This window comes from Achromobacter sp. B7, from assembly GCF_003600685.1.
GTDB classification, from domain to species: Bacteria; Pseudomonadota; Gammaproteobacteria; order Burkholderiales; family Burkholderiaceae_B; genus Achromobacter; species Achromobacter spanius_B.
Genome location: NZ_CP032084.1, coordinates 1,244,633 through 1,266,882, shown reverse-complemented (window position 1 = coordinate 1,266,882; position 22,250 = coordinate 1,244,633). Strand labels below are relative to the sequence as shown.

Below are 22,250 nucleotides of genomic sequence, written 5' to 3'. Positions count from 1 at the left end.
CGCTTGATGCCTGCTTCCACCCTGATGCCCACCGCCACTTCCCCCGTCACCGCCGCGCCGCCCGTCCCCGCGACCGCCCCTACTTTGTCCGCGCTGAAACCCGGCGCGCGCTATGCGCAGCCCCGGCCGCCCGGCTCCGGCGACGCCTGGTTGCTGGCAGACTTGGCCCGGCAGGCACAGGCGCCGCTGGTCATCCTGACGGCCGAACCGGTAGAGGCCCAGCGGCTGGCCGAAGAAATCCAGCTGTTTGCCCCCGACCTGCGCGTGCGCCAGCTGCCCGACTGGGAAACCCTGCCCTACGACGCGTTTTCGCCCCACCAGGACTTGATTTCCCAGCGCTTGCATACCCTGCATTCGCTGATGATGAAAACGGTGGACGTGCTGACGGTGCCGATCACCACCGCGCTGTATCGGCTGGCGCCGCCCTCGTTCCTGGCGGCCTACACGTTTTCGTTCAAGCAGAAAGACAAGCTGAACGAAGCCGCCTTGCGCGCGCAATTGACGCTGGCCAACTACAACCACGTCACCCAGGTCACGGCGCCGGGCGAATTCTGCCTGCGCGGCGGGCTGATCGACCTGTTCCCGATGGGGTCGGTGGTGCCCTACCGGCTGGACCTGTTCGATGACGAAATCGAAACCATCCGCAGCTTCGACGTGGATACGCAGCGCAGCCTGTACCCCGTGCGCGAAGTGCAGCTGCTGCCCGGGCGCGAATTCCCGATGGACGAAGATTCGCGGACCCGCTTTCGCGCGCGCTTCCGGGAAGTGTTCGAAGGCGACCCGTCGCGCGCCCTGCCCTACAAGGACATCGGCAACGGCATCCCGTTCGCCGGCGTGGAATACTACCTGCCGCTGTTCTTCGAAGAAACCGCCACGCTGTTCGACTACCTGACCACGGGCACGGTCACCGTCACCGTCGGCGATATCGATGACGCCATCCAGCGCTTCAACCAGGACACGTCCAGCCGCTACGGCTTCTTGAAGAGCGATCGCGAGCGCCCCGTCCTGCCGCCTTCGGCTCTGTTCCTGGATAGCGAAACGCTGTACACGCGCTTGAAGGAATTCCGCCGTCTGTCGTTGACCGCCGGCGACCCGCACCCGGACTTTCGCGCCGTGCCCGATGTGAGCGTGGCGCGCCGTTCCGACGACCCCATCGCCAAACTTCGTGCCCTGGTGCAAACGCGTCAGACCCGGGTGCTGCTGTGCGCCGACTCCGCCGGCCGGCGCGAAACGCTGGTGCAGATGCTGAACGAGTTCGGCGTTACGCCCGATGCGCAGCCCGACACCATCGAAGCGTTCCTGGCGTCCGACGCCAACTTCGGCATCGTGGCCGCGCCGCTGGCCACGGGCTTCGGCCTGCCCCAGGCGAATCTGGCCTTCCTGACCGAAAACGACCTGTACCCGGGCCACGCCGGCACGGGGCGCCGCGGCAAGCGCGACCAGGAACGGGCCAGCAACGTCGAAGCCATGGTGCGCGACCTGTCCGAACTGCGCGCCGGCGACCCCGTCGTCCACGCCCAGCACGGCATCGGCCGCTATCACGGGCTGGTCAACATGGACATGGGCGAAGGCGAGATGGAATTCCTGCATCTTGAATACGCCAACGGCAGCACGCTGTACGTGCCCGTATCGCAGCTGCACGTGATCGCCCGCTACAGCGGCGCGGACCCCGATGCGGCGCCGCTGCATCAGCTGGGTTCGGGCCAGTGGGACAAGGCTCGCCGCAAGGCCGCCAAGCAGGTGCGCGACACGGCCGCCGAGCTGCTGGCGCTGTATGCGCAGCGCGCCGCGCGCGAGGGCTTTGCGTTCAACTTGCCGCTGAACGACTATCAGGCCTTCGCCGAAGGCTTCGGCTTTGAAGAAACCGTTGACCAGGCCGCCGCCATCGAAGCCGTGATTGCCGACATGACGTCGGGCCGCCCGATGGACCGGCTGGTGTGCGGCGACGTCGGTTTCGGGAAAACGGAAGTTGCCTTGCGCGCCGCCTTCCTGGCCGTGGCCAACGGCAAGCAGGTCGCCCTGCTCTGCCCGACCACGCTGCTGGCCGAACAGCACGCACAGACGTTTTCCGACCGCTTCGCCGATTGGCCGGTGCGCGTCGTTGAGCTGTCGCGTTTCCGTTCCGGCAAGGAAGTGGCGGCCGCCGTCGAAGGCATCAACGACGGCCGCGTCGACATCGTGATAGGCACGCACAAGATCCTGTCCAAGGACGTGAAGTTCAAACGCCTGGGCCTGGTCATCATCGACGAAGAGCACCGTTTTGGCGTCCGGCAGAAAGAAGCGCTGAAGGCGCTGCGAGCCGAAGTCGACGTGCTGACGCTGACGGCCACGCCGATTCCGCGCACGCTGGGCATGTCGCTGGAGGGCATCCGGGACTTCTCCGTGATCGCCACCGCGCCCCAGAAGCGCCTGGCCATCAAGACGTTCGTGCGCCGGGAAGACGGCAGCACGCTGCGCGAAGCGCTGCTGCGCGAGCTCAAGCGCGGCGGCCAGTGCTACTTCCTGCATAACGAAGTGGAAACCATCCACAACCGGCGCGCCCGGCTGGAAGAACTGGTGCCCGAGGCGCGCATCGCGGTCGCGCACGGGCAGATGCCCGAGCGCGAGCTGGAACAGGTAATGAAGGGCTTCTACCAGCAGCGCTACAACGTGCTGCTGTGCACCACCATCATCGAAACGGGCATTGACGTGCCCAGCGCCAACACCATCGTCATCCACCGCGCCGACCGCTTCGGGCTGGCGCAGCTGCATCAGCTGCGTGGGCGCGTGGGCCGGTCGCACCACCAGGCGTACGCCTACCTGCTGACGCCGGGCGAAGACGCCATCACCACCAACGCGAAGAAGCGCCTGGAAGCGATTCAGGCCATGGAGGAACTGGGTTCCGGTTTCTACCTGGCCATGCACGACCTGGAAATCCGCGGCACCGGCGAAGTGCTGGGCGATTCGCAGTCGGGCAACATTCAGGAAGTGGGCTTCTCGATGTACAACGAGATGCTCAACGAAGCCGTGCGCGCGCTGCGCGTGGGCGAAGAACCCGACCTGGACGCGCCGTTCAACCTGGCGTGCGAAGTCAACCTGCACGCCCCGGCCCTGCTGCCGTCCGACTATTGCGCCGACGTGCATGCACGCCTGGGCATCTACAAGCGCCTGGCTCACGCGGCCGATGAAGACGACCTGATCCACATCCAGGAAGAACTGATCGACCGCTTCGGCAAGCTGCCCGAAGCCGCGCAAACGCTGCTGACGACGCATCGCCTGCGTCTGGCGGCGCAACCGCTGGGCATCGTCAAGATCGACGCCAGCGAGACGCAGGCACTGATTCAGTTCGGCCCCAAGACCAGCGTTGACCCCGCGCGCATCATTGAACTGGTGCAGCGCCAACGCAACATCAAACTGGCAGGACAGGATAAATTGCGCGTTGAGATCAAAGCCGCGCAGATCCCCGCCCGCTCAGACGCCATCCGCGCCGTGCTGCGTGCCTTGAAGTAATTCCCCCGACCCTTCCTTTTTCTTATGACCACCCATCACTTAGTCGTCCAATCCCCCGGCCTGACCGTCGAACACGCGGAACAGCTGGCCGCGTTGGCCCAGGCCCAGGGCGTGGCGCGCATCAGCAACACCGCCGCCCGCCTGCTGGACGTGCAGCACGATGCGCTGACCCGCGCCGAAGTGGTGGCCTGGGCCGACCGCAACGGTGTCGACGCGGCGTTCCTGCCCGCCGGGCTGAAACTGTCGCAGTGCAAAGTGCTGGCGATGGACATGGACTCGACGCTGATCAACATCGAATGCATCGACGAGATCGCGGGCGTGGTGGGCGTCAAAGACAAGGTGTCGGAAATTACCGAAGCCGCCATGCGCGGCCAAATCAAGGACTTCGCGGAAAGCCTGCGCCGCCGCGTCGCGCTGCTCAAGGGCGTGCCGGCCGCAGCGCTGGAACAGGTCTATGTGGAAAAGCTGCGCCTGAACCCGGGCGCCGAACGCCTGGTTTCCACCGCGCAAGCCGCGGGCATCAAGGTCCTGCTGGTTTCGGGTGGCTTCACCTTCTTCACCGATCGCCTGCGCGAACGCTTGAACCTGGACAGCGCCCACGCCAACACGCTGGAAATCGACAACGGCGTGCTGACGGGCCACGTGCTGGGCGACATCCTGGACGCCCAGGCCAAGGCCGTCTACCTGCGCGAATTCGCGCGCACGCACGGCGCCACCAAAGACCAGATCATCGCCATCGGTGATGGCGCAAACGACCTGCTGATGCTAGGCGCCGCGGGCTTCCCGGTGGCCTATCACGCCAAGCCGGTCGTGCGCGAGCAGACGCGCTTTGCCTTGAACGTCACGGGGCTGGATGGGGTGTTGAACTGGTTTGAAAGCTGATCGGGTCAGAAGCCGATCGCGCCGTAGCGCCAGGCAGCAAAAAAATAGCCACCTTCCGAGGTGGCTATTTTTCATCCCAGCGTCTGATTTTGGCGTTTGATTTCGCCTCTGATCAGTAACGCATCTTCAGCGTCAGCAACGCCGCGCGCCCCGTACCCAGCGCCGCATAGTGCGCCGCGTAGGCCTTGGTGTAGTACGTTTCATCGAACAGGTTCAGCACGTTCAGCTGCGCCGAATAGTGTTCGTTGAATTCGTACGCTGCCATGGCGTCAAAGCGCCAGTACGACGGCACCCAGCGCGCCTTGGGCGTGCCGTCCGCGTTGCGGGTGGCATCCGAATTGCCGTAGACCTTGTCTACGTAATAGGCGCCGCCGCCCACCGTCAGCTTGGGCAGCACCTTGTAGGTGGTCCACAGGCTGAAGGCGTTGCGCGGGGTGTTGGGCAGGTCCTGGCCGACGGCGCCGCTGTTGTAAGCGCCCTTGGTCATTTCGCTGTCCATGAAGGTATAGCCGCCAAACACGTTCCATCGGGGCGTGATGTTGCCCGAGAAGCCCAGTTCGATGCCGCGCACCTTGGCCTCGCCCACCTGCGCGACTTCGGTGGCCGACACGGCCACGCTGGTGTTCTTGCGGGTGTCGTGGAAAGCCGCTGCCGACAAGGTCAGCCGGTCGTCGAAGACCTGCCACTTGGTGCCCACTTCCACGGTGCGGCTCTTTTCGGGTTCAAGCGACGAATTGCTGATCGACGTGGCATCGCTGATCGCGCCCGCCGCAATGGCCGATGGCGTGGACGAGGTGCCGTAGGTGGCGTAGATGGTGCCGTTGGGCACGGGCTTGTACGCCAGGCCGACCTGATAGTTGAACAGGCTGTCGTCGCGGCTGGTGCTGTAGAAGGCCGGGGTGCCGGCCGGGTCGTTGCGGCCGGCGGCGATGTTGCTGCCGCTGGTGCGGTAGTTGTCCCAGCGCGCGCCCAGGCTGGCCTGCCACTGTTCGTTGAACTTGATGGTGTCGAAGCCGTACAGGGCCAGCGTGTCGGTGTTGTAGCGGGCGGGGTTGTTGTTGCGGTTCAGCTTGCCCGGATAGTCGGTCCCCGGGTCCGGGTCCCACAACGACGCGCACAACGCGGGGTTGGCGTAGGTGTTGCGGCCATTGGTGGTGGCGGTCACGCAGTTGCTGCCGCCGGCGGGCACGCCCGACTCGGTGTAGCCGTCTTTGTTCTGCTTGATGTTGCTGTATTCGAAGCCCAGGTCGAACGAATGCTTGAGGCTGCCCGTCTCGAATTCACCCGTCAGGTCGGTCTGGTTGGCGAAGCTCTTGGTGACGTAGTAACCCGACTTCAAGGCACGGTACACCAGCCCATTGGGCACATTGCCCTTGCTGTCGTCCGGGTTGGTGGCGGCGAAGTCCGTCGTGCCACGGCCATAGCGGGTCACGTTGCGCAGTTGTAGCTTGTCGGAAAAATCATGCTGGAAGTCCACGGTGGCCACGTCGTCGCGCGTCTTCATGAAGTCGCGCCCGGTCAGGCCGTAGAACGACTTGCGGCTGACGCCCATGGTCTCCGTCACCGGCTGCCCCGTCTTGGGGTCATACGGGATGGAGTAGTCCGGCATGCTGTCGTCTTGATAGTGGTAGTAGCTCAGCGTGATGCGCGTCGGCGTACCCACGCCCAGCATCAAGGACGGTGCCACGCCCCAGCGTTCGAAATCCACGGCATTGTCGCGGCCGGCCACATCGCCCTTGTTGCCCATCACGTTCAAGCGGAACGCGGCCTTATCGGCCAGGCGCCAGTTGCTGTCGATGGTGGCGCGATAGTTGTTGTCGGTGCCGATCTGCGCGGTGGCTTCAGTGAAGTCCGTCACCTTGGGCGCCTTGCTGACCATGTTGATGCTGCCGCCCGCGCCGCCCCGGCCCGAATACACCGAGTCCGGGCCCTTGATGACTTCCACCTGTTCCAGGTTGAAGGTGTCGCGCACCTGCGTGCTGCTGTCGCGGATGCCGTCCAGGAACAGGCTGCCCGCGGAATTCTGACCACGGATAATGGGCAAGTCGCCGCCCGGACGGCCGCCTTCGCCAGCGCCGAACGTGATGCCCGGCGAATTGCGCAGCACGTCTTGCAGCGTTGATGCGGCCTGGTCCTGGATCACCTGCTTGGGCACCACCTGCACCGTGCGCGGCGTGTCGAGCAGCGGCGCCGTCATTTTGGGCGACGGCACCGTGCTGGTCTGGTACGAAGACCCTTCGCCCTCCACCCGAACCGGCGAAAGCTGCGTCACCCCGGAATCCGCGGACTGCGCGGCGGCGTACGGGCTGATGAACAGGGCGGGCGCCGCAATGGCCGCGGCAAGCGAGGTAGCGAGCGTATTCAGCGAATACGAATCTTGGGGCTTCAAACCAGCTTCTCCAGAATGTGAATAGCAACGATTCTTGTTTTTTTACAGGTTGCGATTTTGATCCTGGCGGCTGAATGACACCTGAATGAAAGCTGAGTGGCGCGCGAAAAGATGAAAAAACAACAGTGGCGGCCCATAGGGGGACACGGTCGCCGCCGCCGCCATAGCCTCTCCAAGCCGCGAGGCCTGAAGTGTGATGAGTTTCAAGCACCCAAAAGAAAAACGCCCCGTAGGGCGTTTTCAAGGCACTGGCGGGGCTTTTACACCCGCAAGCGAGGGTGACGCTTGAACAAATAGCGGTACACAAAGCCTGGATAGGCCAGCACCAGATACAGGCTAAGGGTAATCGCGTAGAACTCCCACGTCTGGGCAAACCGATTGCCCAGCGTGGACTCGAAGGTGAAACCCAAGGCGCCAACCAGCGCGTAGAACACCAGCACTTCCACCAGTCGCATCCAGAACGGCTTGACCGTCACCGCCCCGCCCTGCTTGAAGGGCAAGACGGCGAACACGCGTTCGGTCAGGAACGGCAGGTTGGCGCTGACCAAAGCCAGCGCGATCAACAGCCATACCGCCAGCGTCTGGTTCATGGCCGGGTTCCGCTTACAGGCTCAGCGACGAACGAATCGCCTGCACGCACAGCGCCATCAGACCACCAGGCAACAGGCCCAGCAGCAGCATCATGGCGCCGTTGATGGACAGCAGACCGCGCTGGCCAACCGTGGCGACGATCGGGGCAACATCAGCCACCGGCTCGTCGAAGTACACCACCTTGACGACACGCAGGTAGTAAAACGCACCGATCAGCGAGAACAGCACGGCCACCACGGCCAGCGTCACGTGGCCGGCGCTGATCAACGCTTGCAACACGGCCAGCTTGGCGTAGAAGCCCACCAGCGGCGGAATGCCGGCCAGCGAGAACATCAGCAGCAGCACGATGAAAGCGTGCCACGGGCTGCGGCGGTTCAGGCCCTTCAGGTCGTCGATGTGCTCGCACTCGAAACCCTGGCGCGACAGCAACAGCACGATGCCGAAGCTGGCCAGCGTGGTCAGCACGTAGGTCAGCATGTAGAACAGCGACGCGCCATAGGCGGCGGACGACAGTTCCGGCTTGCCCGCGACCGACCCCGACATCAGGCCCAGGAGCACGAAGCCCATGTGCGAGATGGTCGAATAAGCCAGCATGCGCTTGAAGTTGGTCTGCACAATGGCGGTCAGGTTGCCGATGGCCAGCGACAGCACCGCCAGGATCATCAGCATCGGCTGCCAGTCGGCGGCCAGGCCATGCAGGCCATCCACCAGCAGGCGCAGCGTGATGGCGAAGGCGGCCAGCTTGGGCGCACCGCCCAGGATCAGCGTGACGGCGGTCGGCGAACCTTGGTAGACGTCCGGCACCCACATGTGGAACGGCACGGCGCCCAGCTTGAAGGCCAAGCCCGACACCAGGAACACGATGCCGAACACCAGCGCCATCTTCTCGGCCTTGCCGGCGGCGATGACCTTGGACACTTCGGCCAGGTCCAGGTGACCCGTGGCGCCGTAGACCATCGACATGCCGTACAGCAGGAAGCCCGAGGCCAACGCGCCCAGCACGAAGTACTTCATGGCGGCTTCGGTGGCCACGACGTCGTCGCGACGCAGCGCGATCAACGCGTACAGCGCCAGCGACATCAGTTCCAGGCCCAGGTAGATGGAAATGAGGTTCCCGGAGGAAATCATGACCATCTGACCCAGCAGCGCGAACAACGTCAGGACGTAGAGCTCGCCGCCCTTGAGCATGTCACGCACTTGCGCGTAGACACGGCCATAGACCAGCGTGGCGCCCACGGCGATGTAGGACGCGATTTTCAGCAGGTGCGACAGTTCGTCGGTGACGTACAGGCCATTGAACGTTGCGCCCGCAACGCCGTTCTTCCATTGCACGGCCGACACAACGGTCAGCACGCCCAATACCAGCATGGTCAGCAGGAACGTCGGCTTGCGCTCGGGGTGATTGCTGACCGCGTCGACGAGCAGGATAGCCAGGCCGGAAACCAGCAGAAGGATTTCCGGCGCCGCCAGGGCGAAATCGATTTGGGATTGCATCATTGTCTTGTCTTACAGTTTCGAGACGGCAACGTGTTGCAGCAGGGCCTCGACCGACACGTGCATGACGTCGGTAAAGGGCTTGGGATAGATCCCCATGTACAACACGGCGATCGCCATCACGCCAAGAATCACAAATTCGCGGCGGTTGATATCGGTCAGCTCGCGGACGTGGTCGTTGGCGATGTCGCCCAGGACCACACGCTTGACCATCCACAGCGAATACGAAGCACCCAGGATCAGGGCGGTAGCCGCCAACAGGCCGATCCAGAAGTTGTGTTCGACGGCGCCCATGATCACCATGAACTCGCCGACGAAACCGCTGGTGGCCGGCAGGCCGCTATTGGCCATCGAGAACAGGATGAAGAACGTCGCGAAGCGCGGCATCACGTTGACCACGCCGCCGTAATCGGCGATGCGGCGCGAGTGCATGCGGTCATAGAGCACGCCGATACACATGAACATGGCGCCCGACACGAAGCCGTGGGAGATCATCTGCACGATGGCGCCTTCGACGCCGGCCGTGTTGAAGATGAAGAAGCCCAGCGTCACGAAACCCATGTGGGCCACGGACGAATAAGCCACCAGCTTTTTCATGTCTTCCTGGATGATCGCGACCAGGCCGATGTAGATCACCGCGATGAGCGACAGCGTGATCATCAGGCCCGCCAGGCTGTGCGAGGCGTCGGGCGTGATCGGCAGCGAGAAGCGCAGGAAGCCATAGGCGCCCAGCTTCAGCATGATCGCGGCCAGCACGATGGAGCCGCCCGTGGGCGCTTCCACGTGAGCATCCGGCAACCACGTGTGCACGGGCCACATCGGCACCTTCACCGCGAACGCCGCCAGCAGCGCCACGAAGATCAGGATCTGCGGTGTCTGGCCAAGCTTGACCTGGTGCCAGGTCAGGATGTCGAACGAACCGCCCGATGCGTGCCACAGGTAGATGAACGCGATCAGGGTCAGCAGCGAACCCATCAACGTGTACAGGAAAAACTTGAATGCCGCATACACGCGGTTCGGTCCGCCCCAGACGCCGATGATGATGTACATCGGGATCAGCGTGGCTTCGAAGAACACGTAGAACAGCATGCCGTCCAGCGCGGCGAACACGCCCACCATCAGACCCGACAGGATCAGGAAGGCGGCCATGTACTGCGACACGCGACTGGTGATGACTTCCCAGCCGGCCAGCACCACGATGATGGTGATGAACGCGGTCAGGAGGACGAACCACAGCGAAATGCCGTCGATGCCCAGGTGGTAATTGACGTTGAAGGCTTCGATCCACGAGGCCTTTTCCACGAACTGCATGGCGGCCGTGGTGTTGTCAAAACCGGTGTAGAGCGGAATCGTGACGAGGAAGCCGGCAAAGGCGCCGACCAGCGACAGGCCGCGCGTCAGACCGGGACGGTCGTCACGGCCCACCGCCAGCACCAGCAGGCCGAATACGATCGGGACAAAGATCGCAAGCGTGAGCCAGGGGAAAGTGTTGGATGCCATCTCGCTTGCCATCATTGGGGAATCAGCACAAAGAAAGTCACCAGCGCCATGATGCCGATGATCATCGCGAACGCGTAGTGATAGATGAAGCCGGATTGCAGGTGGCGGCTGACCGCTGCCACCCAACCCACGACGCGGGCGCTACCGTTTACCAGCAGGCCATCGATGATGCCGCGGTCGCCGGTATTCCACAGGCCACGGCCCAGGGCGCGCAGGCCGCGAGCGATGATCTGCTCGTTGACCCAATCCACGTAGTACTTGTTTTCAAGCACTTTGTTGACGCCGGACAGGCTGGACTTGATCGCGGCCGGAACCTTGGGATTGATCAGGTAGCAGTACCAGGCAATGACGAAACCGGCAACGACCAGCCAGAACGGCAGCGTCTGGAAGGCATGCAGGCCATAGGCGACCCAGCCGTGCCATTCTTCTTGCAGTTCGTGCATGGCCGGATGCTGCGGCAGCACCGTGATCACGCCGTTGAAGAACTTGCCGAACAGCATCGGGTCAACCGCCCAGGCGCCAACCAGCACCGACGGAATCGCCAGCAGGATCAGCGGCAGCGTCACCACCCAGGGCGACTCATGCGGCTTGCCGCCATGATGGCCGTGGCCATGGTCGTCGTGACCGTGGTCGTCATGCCCATGCGCGTCGTGGCCATGGCCGTGACCGTGGTCGGTGGTGTCAAAGCGTTCCTTGCCGTGGAAGACCAGGAAGTACACGCGGAACGAGTAAAGCGAGGTCACGAACACACCGATCAGCACGGCGTAGTACGCGAAGCTTGCGCCCCAGACGTTGGCGTGGCCAGCGGCTTCGATGATGTTCTCCTTCGAGTAGAAACCCGAGAAGAACGGCGTGCCGACCAGGGCCAGCGTGCCCAGCAGGAAGGTGATCCAGGTGATGGGCATGTACTTGCGCAGGCCGCCCATGTTGCGGATGTCCTGGTCGTGGTGCATGCCGATGATGACCGAACCGGCGCCCAGGAACAGCAGTGCCTTGAAGAACGCGTGGGTCATCAGGTGGAAAATGGCCACCGAGTAGGCCGAGGCGCCCAGCGCGACGGTCATGTAGCCCAGCTGCGACAGCGTGGAATACGCGACAACGCGCTTGATGTCCGTCTGGATGATGCCCAGGATGCCCAGGAACAGCGCACCGATGGCGCCGATCACGATGATGAACGACAGCGCCACGTCCGACAGTTCGAACAGGGGCGAGAAGCGCGCCACCATGAAGATACCGGCCGTCACCATGGTGGCGGCGTGGATCAGCGCGGAGATCGGGGTCGGGCCTTCCATCGAGTCAGGCAGCCAGGCGTGCAGCGGAACCTGGGCCGATTTGCCCATGGCGCCGATGAACAGGCAGATACACGCGACCGTCAGCAGCATCCAGTCGGAACCCGGCAGGGTCATCGTGGCCAGCTTGTCGGCTTGGGCGAAGACGTCGCCGTAGTGCATCGTGCCGGCATACGCGAACAACAGGCCGATACCCAGCACGAAGCCGAAGTCGCCGACGCGGTTGATCAGGAATGCCTTCATGTTGGCGAAGATAGCCGTCGGGCGGGTGTACCAGAAACCGATCAGCAGGTACGACACCAGGCCCACCGCTTCCCAGCCGAAGAACAGCTGCACCATGTTGTTCGACATCACCAGCATCAGCATGGAGAACGTGAACAGCGAGATGTACGAGAAGAAGCGCTGGTAGCCGGGATCATCGGCCATGTAGCCGATGGTGTAGATGTGCACCATCAGCGATACGGACGTGACCACGACCATCATCATGGCCGACAGGGGATCGATCAGGAAGCCGATTTCCAGCTTGGTCTGGCCGATCAGGCTCCAGGTGTAGACCGCGCCGTCAAAGCGCAGGCCGTTGAGCACGTCGCCCAACACCACCACCGAACCGATGGCGGAGATAAGTACGCCAAGAATGGTGATGACGTGGGACGCGCGGCGGCCGATGGGACGGCCCAGGAAGCCGGTGCCGAAAAGGCCCGCGAGAATTGCTCCGGCCAGCGGTGCCAGCGCGATGAGCAAGTAGAGATTGGGTGAGCTAGACATTTTCTTCCAATACCCCGTCAGCCCTTCAGGCGATCGAGTTCGTCAACGTTGATCGTGTTCAGGTTGCGGAACAGCAGCACCAAAATGGCCAGGCCGATCGCCGCTTCAGCGGCGGCCACGGTCAGGATGAAGAACACGAACACCTGGCCGGCGGTATCGCCGAACCAGCTGGAGAACGCCACGAAGTTCATGTTGACGGCCAGGAGCACGAGCTCGATGGACATCAAGAGAATGATCAGGTTGCGGCGGTTCAGGAAGATGCCGAAGATCCCGATGGCGAACAGGATCGCCCCAAGGATCAGATAGTGAGCCAGCGTCAGCGTCATTGTTTTTCTCCTTCGGGCGCAGCGGCGGCGGCGGACGTTCCGTCACGCTTGGCCTGGGCACGCTCGCTTTGGGCGGGCATGTTGACCATGCGGAAGCGGTCCTTCGAACGGACGCGCACGGCGGCTACCGGGTCGTTGTACTTCACGTCGCGGCGGCGGCGCAGGGTCAGCGCAATCGCGGCGACCATACCCACCAGCAGCAGCGCGGCGCCCACTTCAATGGCGTAGACATACTGCGTGTACATGACTTCGCCAAGCGCGCGAGCGTTGTTGTAGTCGCCGGCAACCGGGGCTTGCGGACCCGAACCGTACCAGGTGGAACCCAGCACGAAGGACATTTCCAGCACCAGCACCAGACCGATCACCAGGCCCAGCGGCAGGTAGGTCTTCATGCCCTGGCGCATGGTGTCCATGCGGATGTCCAGCATCATCACGACGAACAGGAAGAGCACCATCACGGCGCCCACGTACACCAGCACCAGCAGCAAGGCCAGGAATTCAGCGCCCAGCAGCATCCACAGCATGGCTGCGTTGGAGAATGCCAGGATCAGGTGAAGTACGGCGGTGACCGGGCTGCGCGCGGTGATCACGCGGAACGCCGCGATCACCAGCACGGCGGCCAGTATGTAGAAAAGGACAGTGGTAAAAGTCATGGATCAGACCCTGGGCTTCAACGGTAAGGAGCGTCGTCGGCCCGGCGGCGGGCGATGTCGGCTTCGTAGCGATCGCCCACGGCGAGCAGCATGTCTTTGGTGAAATACAGGTCGCCGCGCTTTTCACCGTGGTATTCGTGGATATGGGTTTCCACGATCGAGTCCACGGGGCAGCTTTCTTCACAGAAGCCGCAGAAAATGCACTTGGTCAGATCGATGTCGTAACGCGTGGTGCGGCGGGTGCCGTCCTCGCGCTGGTCCGATTCGATGGTGATCGCCAAGGCCGGGCACACGGCTTCACACAGCTTGCACGCAATGCAGCGCTCTTCCCCGTTGGGGTAGCGGCGCAACGCGTGCAGGCCGCGGAATCGCGCCGACGTCGGCGTTTTTTCCTGCGGGTAACGCAAGGTGACCTTGCGCTTGAAAAAGTACTTGCCCGTCAGGCGCATGCCCTTGAGCAACTCGGTCAGCATCAGGCTGCCGAAGAAATCTTTGATCGCTTCCATATCCTGCCTCTGCCTGGCGGCTTAGCGCCAAATGTTCCAGGGCGTCTGCATCCAGATCGCCACCACGACCAGCCAAACGCCGGTCAGCGGGATGAAGATTTTCCAACCCAAACGCATGATCTGGTCATAGCGGTAGCGCGGGAACGAAGCGCGGAACCACACAAACAACGAGACCACAACGAACGTCTTCAGACCCAGCCAGATCCAACCCGGAATCCAGGTCAGCGGCGCGATGTCGATCGGGGAAGCCCAGCCGCCCAGGAACATGATCGACGCCATGCAGGACAGCAGGATCATGTTGGCGTATTCACCCAGGAAGAACAGGGCGAAAGCCATACCCGAGTACTCGACCATGTGGCCGGCCACGATTTCCGATTCGCCTTCGACGACGTCGAACGGGTGACGGTTGGTTTCAGCCACGATAGCCACGACGTAGATCACGAACAGCGGCAACAGCGGCAGCCAGTTCCAGGACATGAACGTCAGGCCCTTGTCGGCAAACCAGCCGCGGTTCTGAACGTTGACGATCTCGGACATGTTCAGGCTGCCCGACACCAGCAGCACCGTGACAAGCACGAAGCCGATGGCCAATTCGTAGGACAGCATCTGTGCCGAAGCGCGCAGCGCGCCCAGGAACGCGTACTTGGAGTTCGACGCCCAGCCCGCCACGATCACGCCATACACGCCGATCGACGTAATAGCCATGATGTACAGCAGGCCGGCGTTGACGTTGGCCAGCACGACATCAGGACCAAAAGGAATCACGGCCCAGGCAGCCAGCGCGGGCATCAGCGTGACCACGGGGGCCACGACGAACAGCACCTTGTTGGCTTCGCTGGGGACGATGACTTCCTTGGTCAGCAGCTTGAACACGTCGGCAAACGGCTGCAACAGCCCCCTGAACCCGACACGGTTCGGACCCACGCGCACATGCATGGCGCCAATCATCTTGCGTTCCCAGTACGTCAGGTACGCAACGCACAGAATGATCGGCACGGCGATGATCACAATCTTGATGAGGGTCCAGAGGACCATCCAAACCGTCGGGCCCAGCAATTGCTGCCCGTGGCTCTCAAGAACATTAAGCCATTCCATCAGGCACGCTCCACGCTGAGTTGACCGAATGCGCCACCCAGGGCTGCGGTGTTTTCAAAGGCCGCGGAGATGCGCACGGCGCGGTCGGCCACGGCATCGTCCTGCACGGTTTCGAGTTCGACGGCGCCTTCGGCACCGGCCACACGCACCTTGACTCCGGCCCTCAGGCCGAGGCTGGCGAGCGTACGGCCGTTCATGGCGGCGGCGGGCTTGCGGGATGCCGGGGCCGCTTGCAGCGGTTCCGAGCGACGGACCATGGCGTCAGTGCGGTAGATCGGCACATCGGCCACGCGTTCCAGGCCGGTCAGCGCTTGGCCCAGGCCCAGCGGCGCCTTGACGTCGTTGGACAAGCGGCCTTCGATGCCGCCGGCCAGCGCGGCATCGCGCACCGATTCCGACGTTTCATCGTCAAAGCCGGCCAGATGCAGCACGTTGCCCAGCACGCGCAGGACCTTCCAGCCCGGACGCGTCTGACCCATCGGTGCAACCGTGCCCTTGAAGCTTTGGGCCAGGCCTTGCGCGTTGACGAAGGTGCCCGACGTTTCGGTGAACGGCGACACCGGCAGCATGACGTCGGCCCATTCGGCGGCTGCCGAACGGTACGGCGTCAAGGCCACGGCGAACTGCGCGCCGCGCAGCGCGGCGATGGCTTGCTGGCCGTTATCGGCGTCCAGCAGCGGTTCGGCGTGCAACACGATGTAGGCCTTGAGCGGCTCGGCCAGCATGGCAGCGGCGGTCTTGCCGCCCTTGCCCGGAACAGCGCCGGCCAGGTAACCACCGACGGTGTTGCCGCCAGAGGTCAGGAAGCCGAACTTGCCACCGGCCAGGTTCGCCACGGCGCGGCCGTTGGCGGCCAGCGTCGTCGCTTGCGCACTGGCCACGGCCATGTTGCCCAGCAGCACGGCGGTGTTGGCGCCGGAAGCCAGGCTGGCGGCGATGAGCTTGGCGTTTTCGCCCGGGGTGACCGAGGCGAATTCGGCCGGCACGCCTTGTTCCTTGGCTTGCGCCAGGGCAACGGCCACTTCGGCCAGCGCGCGCGGCAGCTCGGACGGCGCCACGGTGATGCGGGCGGCGACGGGCAGCAGGGGATCGTCAGCGGCGCTGTCGACCATCAGGATCTGCGTGCCGCGCTTGGCGGCCTGGCGCAGGCGTTGCGCCATCAGCGGGTGGTCCTTGCGCAGGAACGAGCCGACGACCAGGACGCGGTCCAGGTTGTCGAGTTCAGCGATGGGCATGCCCAGCCACGGTGCGCCGGTCAACGCGGCGTCAAAGGCCGGGTCGGTCTGGCGCAGGCGGAAGTCGATGTTCTCGGAACCCAGCGCGCGGACCAGGCGGCCCAGCAACGCATATTCTTCCGTGGTGGCGTATTCGGAAGCCAAGGCACCGATCTGGCCGGCGCCGAAGCTGTCGCGAACGCGCGACAGGCCTTGCGCCACGGCTTGCAGCGCGTCGGCCCACGAGGCTTCCTGCCACTTGCCGTCGGTGCCCTTGATCATCGGGGCGGTCAGGCGGTCGTCGCTGTTCAGGCCTTCGTACGAGAAGCGGTCGCGGTCGCTGATCCAGCATTCGTTGACGGCGTCGTCTTCGAAAGGCACCACGCGCATGACGCGGTCGCCCTTGACCTGAACCACCAGGTTGGCGCCCAGGCTGTCGTGCGGGCTGACCGAGCGGCGGCGGGCCAATTCCCAGGTACGGGCGCTGTAGCGGAAAGGCTTGGAGGTCAGCGCGCCCACCGGACAGATGTCGATCATGTTGCCCGAGAGCTCGGACTCGATCGAGCGGCCGACGAACGTCGTGATCTCGGAGTGTTCGCCACGGCCCAGCATGCCCAATTCCATGACGCCGGCAATTTCCTGGCCGAAGCGCACGCAGCGGGTGCAGTGGATGCAGCGGGTCATTTCCTCGGCGGAAACCAGCGGACCCAGGTCCTTGTGGAACACGACGCGCTTTTCCTCTTGGTACCGCGAGGAAGAGCCACCGTAGCCCACGGCCAGATCCTGCAACTGGCATTCGCCGCCCTGATCGCAGATCGGGCAGTCGAGGGGGTGATTGATGAGCAAGAATTCCATCACCGACTTCTGAGCGGCGCGAGCCTTTTCAGAGCAGGTGTGGACGACCATGCCGTTGGTCACGGGCGTGGCGCAGGCGGGCAGCGCCTTGGGCGCTTTTTCCACTTCAACCAGGCACATCCGGCAGTTGGCCGCGATGGACAGTTTCTTGTGGTAGCAGAAATGCGGCACGTAAAGCCCGACTTTCTGAGCGGCATGCATGACCATGCTGCCTTCGGGCACTTCGACCTGATTGCCGTCGACGGTTAGTTCAACCATTGCTGTTCCTGAGACCTACAGATATTGCGGGACCACACAAGACTTATGCTCGATGTGGTGCGCGAATTCGTCGCGAAAATGCTTGAGGAAGCCACGGACGGGCATGGCGGCGGCGTCACCCAGGGCGCAGATGGTGCGGCCCATGATGTTGCCTGCCACGTTGTCCAGCAAGTCCAGATCTTCCGGACGGCCGTGACCGTTTTCGATGCGATGCACCATGCGGTAGAGCCAGCCGGTGCCTTCGCGGCACGGCGTGCACTGGCCGCAGCTTTCCTCGAAATAGAAGTACGACAGACGCAGCAGCGACTTCACCATGCAACGCGTTTCGTCCATGACGATCACCGCGCCAGAACCGAGCATCGAGCCGGCCTTGGCGATGGAGTCATAGTCCATCGTGCATTCCATGATGATGTCGGCCGGCAGCACCGGGGCGCTGGACCCGCCAGGGATCACCGCCTTCAGTTTCTTGCCACCGCGCATGCCGCCCGCCAGTTCAAGCAGCGTCGAGAACGGGGTGCCCAGCGGGATCTCGTAGTTGCCGGGCCGTTCGACGTCGCCGGTGATCGAGAACAGCTTGGTGCCGCCGTTGTTCGGCTTGCCGACTTCCAGGTAGGCCTGGCCGCTGTTACGGATGATCCACGGCACAGCCGCGAACGTTTCCGTGTTGTTGATCGTGGTGGGCTTGCCGTACAGGCCGAAGCTGGCCGGGAACGGCGGCTTGAAGCGCGGTTGGCCCTTCTTGCCTTCCAGCGATTCCAGCAGCGCGGTTTCTTCGCCACAGATGTAGGCGCCGTAACCGTGGAACGCATGCAGCTGAAAGCTGTAGTCCGAACCCAGGATCTTGTCGCCCAGGAACCCGGCGGCGCGCGCCTCTTCCAGCGCTTCTTCAAAGCGTTCGTACACTTCGAAGATTTCGCCGTGGATGTAGTTGTAGCCGACGCTGATGCCCATGGCGTAGGCCGCGATCGCCATGCCTTCAATCACGATGTGCGGATTGAAGCGCAGGATGTCGCGGTCCTTGAACGTGCCGGGCTCGCCTTCGTCCGAGTTGCAGACGAGGTACTTCTGGCCGGGGAACGCACGCGGCATGAAGCTCCACTTCAGGCCGGTCGGGAAACCCGCGCCGCCACGGCCGCGCAAGCCCGATGCCTTGACTTCGGCGATCACGTCCTCCGGCTTCATGCCGGTGGTCAGGATCTTCTTCAGGGCTTCGTAGCCGCCGCGCTTGACGTAGTCTTCGAGGCGCCAGTTGGCGCCGTCGACGTCGGCCATGATCTGCGGCTTGATGTGCCGGCCATGCAGGCACATCGAATTGGACAGGTCGTTCAGCGGGTTGGGATCAAGCCCTTGCGCGAACTGCTTGTACAGGTCGGGCGCGTTCATGCCGACTCTCCTTGGACCTTGAGGGCCGCGACCAGCGCGTCCAGCTTCTCGTCCGTCATGCGCACGCACATATGCTTGTTGTTCACGATCAGCACGGGGGAATCGCCGCAAGCGCCCATGCATTCGCCTTCAACCAGCGTGAACTGGCCGTCGGCGGTGGTTTGACGGTAGTCGACACCCAGCTTGCGCTTGAGGTATTCGCCGGCACGGTCGCCATCGCGCAAGGCACAGGGCAGGTTCGTGCAGACGGCGATCTTGTTCTTGCCGACGGGCTTGACGTCGAACATGTTGTAGAACGTGGCGACTTCCTGCACCGCAATGGGCGGGACGCCAATGTAATTGGCCACATCTTCAATGGTTTCGGTAGCCAACCAGCCCTTCTCTTCTTGCGCGATGGCAAGCGAGGCCATGATGGCGGACTGCCGCTGGTCGGCCGGGAACTTCGCGAGTTCTCGGTCGATTTTCTGGTAGGCCTGTTCGGAAAGCAGCATAGTTTGAATCCGGGTTATGCGGGCGTGCTCGTGACTGTCTGGGCGGATCAGCGATCGATCTCGCCGAAAACGATGTCCTGCGTACCAATGATGGTGACGGCGTCGGCGATCATGTGACCGCGCGACATTTCATCCAACGATTGCAGGTGGACAAAGCCGGGGGCCCGAATCTTCAGGCGGTAAGGCTTGTTGGCGCCGTCCGACACCAGATAGATGCCGAACTCGCCCTTGGGATGCTCCACCGAGGCATACGCCTCGCCCGGGGGCACGTGGAAACCTTCGGTGAAGAGCTTGAAGTGGTGAATCAGCTCTTCCATGTTGGTCTTCATGGCGGTGCGCTTGGGCGGGGCGATCTTGTGATTCTCGATCATGACCGGGCCCGGGTTGTTGCGCAGCCACTCCACGCACTGGCGGATGATGCGGTTACTTTCACGCATTTCAGCGATGCGGACCAGATAGCGGTCGTAGCAGTCGCCGTTGACACCCACGGGGATGTCGAAATCGAGCAGATCGTAGACTTCGTAGGGCTGCGTCTTGCGCAAGTCCCAGGCGACGCCGGAGCCGCGCAGCATCGGGCCGGTAAAGCCCAGCGCCTTGGCACGGTCAGGGTCGACCACGCCGATGCCCACCAGGCGCTGCTTCCAGATACGGTTGTCCGTCAGCAGCGTTTCGTACTCGTCGACGCAGCCCGGGAAGCGGTTGGTGAAGTCTTCGATGAAGTCCAGCAGCGAGCCCGAACGCGCGTCATTCATGATGCGCATTTCTTTGTCGCCACGGTATTTGCTGGTGTCGCCGTACTGCGGCATCGTGTCCGGCAAATCGCGGTAGACGCCGCCCGGACGATAGTAGGCCGCGTGCATGCGCGCGCCCGAGACCGCTTCGTAGCAGTCCATCAGGTCTTCGCGCTCACGGAAGGCGTACAGGAACACCGCCATCGCGCCCACGTCCAGCGCGTGCGAACCCAGCGACATCAGGTGGTTCAGCAGACGGGTGATTTCGTCGAACATCACACGGATGTACTGCGCGCGCAGCGGGGCTTCGACGCCCAGCAGCTTTTCGATGGCCATGACGTAGGCGTGCTCGTTGCACATCATGGACACGTAGTCCAGGCGGTCCATGTAGGGCAGCGCCTGGATGTAGGTCTTGTGCTCGGCCAGCTTTTCAGTGGCGCGATGCAGCAGGCCGATGTGCGGGTCGGCGCGCTGGATGACTTCGCCGTCCAGCTCAAGCACCAGGCGCAACACACCGTGCGCGGCCGGATGCTGAGGACCGAAGTTAAGCGTGTAGTTCTTGATTTCTGCCATGATTTAACGCCCCAAGCCGTAGGAGTCTTCGCGGACCACGCGCGGAGTGATCTCGCGCGGATCGATCGTGACCGGCTGGTAAATGACGCGCCGTTGTTCGGGGTCGTAACGCATTTCGACGGTACCGGACAGCGGGAAGTCCTTGCGGAACGGATGGCCGATGAAGCCGTAGTCGGTCAGGATGCGGCGCAGGTCGGGGTGACCTTCGAAGACGATGCCGTACAGGTCGAACGCTTCGCGCTCGAACCAGCCCACGGCCGGCCAGCATTCCATCAGCGACTCCACGATCGGGAATTCGTCATCGGCGGCCCAGGTACGTACACGCAGGCGCCAATTGTGTTCGATCGACAGCAGGTGGATCACCACGGCGAAACGCGCGCGGTGCACCTTGGCGCTGGGTTCCTCGGGCAGCTGGCGCGTGCCGTTGCCCCAGGTCAGGTAGTCGACGCCACAGAGGTCGATACAGGTTTCAAAGCGCAGGCCGGCTTCGGTGCGCAGCTTGTTGCAGACCGAGAACCATTGCTGCGCGGGCACTTCGAGCGTGAGCTCGCCCAACGCCTCGGTCAGCGCAATATCGGCGCCGAGGGTGGTCTGCAAATTGTTTTTCAGGGTTTCGAGCCTGGTCATCATCTTGTACGCTTAGGTGAACCGATACGCTGGTATCGCAGGGCCGGCGGCAAGGGCTGCCGCGGACGGGGCGAGAGATCAGCGCGCAATCGTGTTGGTCAGGCGGATCTTGTTCTGCATTTGCAGCAAGCCGTAGACCAGCGCCTCGGCCGTGGGCGGGCAGCCCGGCACGTAGACGTCTACCGGTACGATGCGGTCGCAGCCACGAACCACCGAATACGAGTAGTGGTAGTAGCCGCCGCCATTGGCACAGGAGCCCATGGACACGACCCAACGCGGCTCGGGCATCTGGTCGTAAACCTTGCGCAGCGCCGGCGCCATCTTGTTGCACAGCGTGCCAGCAACGATCATCAGATCGGACTGACGCGGACTGGGACGGAAGATGATGCCGAACTGGTCCAGGTCATAGCGGGCTGCGCCCGCGTGCATCATCTCAACCGCGCAACAGGCCAGACCGAAGGTCATGGGCCACATGGAGCCGGTCTTCGCCCAATTAAGGAACTTGTCGGCGCTGGTTGTGATGAACCCTTGCTTGAGAATGCCGTCTATAGCCATATTCGTCTCTGATAGCGTGCGGTGAAGAAAAACCCGTGGGGGTTTATTCCCAGTCCAGCGCGCCCTTTTTCCATTCGTAGATGAAGCCGACGGTCAACACGGCTAGGAAAACCATGACCGTCCAGAAACCGACGAGTCCGACTGTGCCTTGGGCGATGGCCCACGGGAACAGGAACGCGATTTCCAGGTCGAAAAGAATGAACAAAATCGCCACCAGGTAGTAGCGCACGTCAAACTTCATGCGGGCGTCTTCGAACGCTTCGAAGCCGCACTCATAGGGCGACAGCTTCTCAGCGTAGGGACGCCGCGGGCCAAGGAGGGAGCCGGCCGTTAGAAGCGCGAACCCGATAAGGGTGGCCACTACGATAAACAGCAGGACGGGAAAATACTGTTGCAGGTTCATTCAGGCGTCCGTCAAATGCGCAAACCTTAGGATTGTAGCATTCGCGTGGTTACTTCCGGCTGAACTCTGTAGCTTGAACAAGGGGTGAAAGACTGCATTCCTCAAATGGAACAATCGCAGTTTTCGGACCAGAAGCGCAAGCATACAGGACTCAGCTGACAAGCTCCCGAGCGTCATAAAA

Annotated in this window: 18 protein-coding genes; 2 read left to right on the top strand and 16 right to left on the bottom strand. The window is 63.0% G+C overall.

Translation table 11 applies throughout. From position 1 onward, the window contains the following. The first annotated feature begins 6 nt into the window (after positions 1-6). Entirely contained in the window at positions 7-3,489 is a 3,483-nt protein-coding gene (gene mfd / locus DVB37_RS05665; protein WP_162941165.1) for a transcription-repair coupling factor, read from the top strand. 24 nt (positions 3,490-3,513) lie between these two features. Beyond that, positions 3,514-4,371 (top strand): phosphoserine phosphatase SerB, encoded by an 858-nt coding sequence (gene serB / locus DVB37_RS05660; RefSeq protein WP_120154227.1) that lies wholly within the window; start codon positions 3,514-3,516, stop codon positions 4,369-4,371. 112 nt (positions 4,372-4,483) lie between these two features. Here the strand turns inward: serB and DVB37_RS05655 are convergent, their stop codons facing one another. The 16 genes from DVB37_RS05655 to DVB37_RS05580 form a co-directional block, all read right to left on the bottom strand. Then, complete coding sequence (locus tag DVB37_RS05655; RefSeq protein ID WP_104142972.1) at positions 4,484-6,760, bottom strand: TonB-dependent siderophore receptor; 2,277 nt, start codon at positions 6,758-6,760, stop codon at positions 4,484-4,486. A gap of 260 nt (positions 6,761-7,020) precedes the next feature. Further along, a complete protein-coding gene (locus DVB37_RS05650; protein WP_104142970.1) occupies positions 7,021-7,350 on the bottom strand; it encodes a DUF2818 family protein in 330 nt (109 codons plus the stop codon). Positions 7,351-7,363: 13 nt separating this feature from the next. Beyond that, a complete protein-coding gene (gene nuoN, locus DVB37_RS05645) occupies positions 7,364-8,848 on the bottom strand; it encodes an NADH-quinone oxidoreductase subunit NuoN (protein ID WP_046802546.1) in 1,485 nt (494 codons plus the stop codon). A 9-nt stretch (positions 8,849-8,857) separates the two neighbouring features. Next, positions 8,858-10,360: an NADH-quinone oxidoreductase subunit M gene (locus DVB37_RS05640; protein ID WP_046802545.1), complete on the bottom strand. Its 1,503-nt coding sequence runs from the start codon at positions 10,358-10,360 to the stop codon at positions 8,858-8,860. Beyond that, on the bottom strand, positions 10,357-12,399 hold the full coding sequence (nuoL, locus tag DVB37_RS05635; RefSeq protein WP_046802544.1) for an NADH-quinone oxidoreductase subunit L: 2,043 nt from the start codon (positions 12,397-12,399) through the stop codon (positions 10,357-10,359). Before nuoL ends, DVB37_RS05640 begins: the two co-directional genes overlap by 4 nt. Positions 12,400-12,416: 17 nt before the next feature. Further along, positions 12,417-12,725 carry an NADH-quinone oxidoreductase subunit NuoK gene (gene nuoK / locus DVB37_RS05630; RefSeq protein WP_006217969.1) on the bottom strand — a complete coding sequence of 103 codons (309 nt, stop codon included), beginning with the start codon at positions 12,723-12,725 and terminating at the stop codon, positions 12,417-12,419. Further along, on the bottom strand, positions 12,722-13,378 hold the full coding sequence (locus tag DVB37_RS05625; protein WP_120154225.1) for an NADH-quinone oxidoreductase subunit J: 657 nt from the start codon (positions 13,376-13,378) through the stop codon (positions 12,722-12,724). Before DVB37_RS05625 ends, nuoK begins: the two co-directional genes overlap by 4 nt. Positions 13,379-13,395: 17 nt before the next feature. Further along, positions 13,396-13,884, bottom strand: coding sequence for an NADH-quinone oxidoreductase subunit NuoI (gene nuoI, locus DVB37_RS05620; protein WP_006217967.1), 489 nt, complete (start codon positions 13,882-13,884; stop codon positions 13,396-13,398). Positions 13,885-13,905: 21 nt separating this feature from the next. Further along, the gene (gene nuoH, locus DVB37_RS05615) at positions 13,906-14,979 is read right to left on the bottom strand and encodes an NADH-quinone oxidoreductase subunit NuoH (RefSeq protein WP_046802542.1); all 1,074 of its coding nucleotides are present in this window, start codon (positions 14,977-14,979) and stop codon (positions 13,906-13,908) included. Next, entirely contained in the window at positions 14,979-17,306 is a 2,328-nt protein-coding gene (gene nuoG / locus DVB37_RS05610) for an NADH-quinone oxidoreductase subunit NuoG (protein ID WP_120154223.1), read from the bottom strand. Before nuoG ends, nuoH begins: the two co-directional genes overlap by 1 nt. A 15-nt stretch (positions 17,307-17,321) precedes the next feature. Then, positions 17,322-18,689 (bottom strand): NADH-quinone oxidoreductase subunit NuoF, encoded by a 1,368-nt coding sequence (nuoF, locus tag DVB37_RS05605; RefSeq protein ID WP_046802540.1) that lies wholly within the window; start codon positions 18,687-18,689, stop codon positions 17,322-17,324. Beyond that, positions 18,686-19,180, bottom strand: coding sequence for an NADH-quinone oxidoreductase subunit NuoE (nuoE, locus tag DVB37_RS05600; protein ID WP_006217963.1), 495 nt, complete (start codon positions 19,178-19,180; stop codon positions 18,686-18,688). The genes nuoF and nuoE overlap by 4 nt, the downstream gene beginning before the upstream one ends. 47 nt (positions 19,181-19,227) lie before the next feature. Further along, positions 19,228-20,484: an NADH-quinone oxidoreductase subunit D gene (locus DVB37_RS05595; protein WP_046802539.1), complete on the bottom strand. Its 1,257-nt coding sequence runs from the start codon at positions 20,482-20,484 to the stop codon at positions 19,228-19,230. A gap of 3 nt (positions 20,485-20,487) precedes the next feature. Next, positions 20,488-21,114 carry an NADH-quinone oxidoreductase subunit C gene (locus tag DVB37_RS05590; protein WP_120154221.1) on the bottom strand — a complete coding sequence of 209 codons (627 nt, stop codon included), beginning with the start codon at positions 21,112-21,114 and terminating at the stop codon, positions 20,488-20,490. Positions 21,115-21,189: 75 nt separating this feature from the next. Beyond that, positions 21,190-21,666 (bottom strand): NADH-quinone oxidoreductase subunit B family protein, encoded by a 477-nt coding sequence (locus tag DVB37_RS05585; protein ID WP_006217960.1) that lies wholly within the window; start codon positions 21,664-21,666, stop codon positions 21,190-21,192. A gap of 43 nt (positions 21,667-21,709) precedes the next feature. Further along, a complete protein-coding gene (locus DVB37_RS05580; RefSeq protein ID WP_006217959.1) occupies positions 21,710-22,069 on the bottom strand; it encodes an NADH-quinone oxidoreductase subunit A in 360 nt (119 codons plus the stop codon). Between the last annotated feature and the right edge of the window lie 181 nt (positions 22,070-22,250).

Bases quoted from the DNA above. Each gene is read 5' to 3' on its own strand.
- DVB37_RS05580 (WP_006217959.1), bottom strand. From the start codon at position 22,069: ATGAACCTGCAACAGTATTTTCCCGTCCTGCTGTTTATCGTAGTGGCC.
- DVB37_RS05625 (WP_120154225.1), bottom strand. From the start codon at position 13,378: ATGACTTTTACCACTGTCCTTTTCTACATACTGGCCGCCGTGCTGGTG.
- nuoL (WP_046802544.1), bottom strand. From the start codon at position 12,399: ATGTCTAGCTCACCCAATCTCTACTTGCTCATCGCGCTGGCACCGCTG.
- nuoN (WP_046802546.1), bottom strand. From the start codon at position 8,848: ATGATGCAATCCCAAATCGATTTCGCCCTGGCGGCGCCGGAAATCCTT.
- nuoE (WP_006217963.1), bottom strand. From the start codon at position 19,180: ATGCTGCTTTCCGAACAGGCCTACCAGAAAATCGACCGAGAACTCGCG.
- DVB37_RS05595 (WP_046802539.1), bottom strand. From the start codon at position 20,484: ATGGCAGAAATCAAGAACTACACGCTTAACTTCGGTCCTCAGCATCCG.
- nuoG (WP_120154223.1), bottom strand. From the start codon at position 17,306: ATGGTTGAACTAACCGTCGACGGCAATCAGGTCGAAGTGCCCGAAGGC.
- DVB37_RS05590 (WP_120154221.1), bottom strand. From the start codon at position 21,114: ATGATGACCAGGCTCGAAACCCTGAAAAACAATTTGCAGACCACCCTC.
- mfd (WP_162941165.1), top strand. From the start codon at position 7: ATGCCTGCTTCCACCCTGATGCCCACCGCCACTTCCCCCGTCACCGCC.
- nuoF (WP_046802540.1), bottom strand. From the start codon at position 18,689: ATGAACGCGCCCGACCTGTACAAGCAGTTCGCGCAAGGGCTTGATCCC.
- DVB37_RS05650 (WP_104142970.1), bottom strand. From the start codon at position 7,350: ATGAACCAGACGCTGGCGGTATGGCTGTTGATCGCGCTGGCTTTGGTC.
- serB (WP_120154227.1), top strand. From the start codon at position 3,514: ATGACCACCCATCACTTAGTCGTCCAATCCCCCGGCCTGACCGTCGAA.
- DVB37_RS05640 (WP_046802545.1), bottom strand. From the start codon at position 10,360: ATGATGGCAAGCGAGATGGCATCCAACACTTTCCCCTGGCTCACGCTT.
- nuoK (WP_006217969.1), bottom strand. From the start codon at position 12,725: ATGACGCTGACGCTGGCTCACTATCTGATCCTTGGGGCGATCCTGTTC.
- nuoI (WP_006217967.1), bottom strand. From the start codon at position 13,884: ATGGAAGCGATCAAAGATTTCTTCGGCAGCCTGATGCTGACCGAGTTG.
- nuoH (WP_046802542.1), bottom strand. From the start codon at position 14,979: ATGGAATGGCTTAATGTTCTTGAGAGCCACGGGCAGCAATTGCTGGGC.
- DVB37_RS05585 (WP_006217960.1), bottom strand. From the start codon at position 21,666: ATGGCTATAGACGGCATTCTCAAGCAAGGGTTCATCACAACCAGCGCC.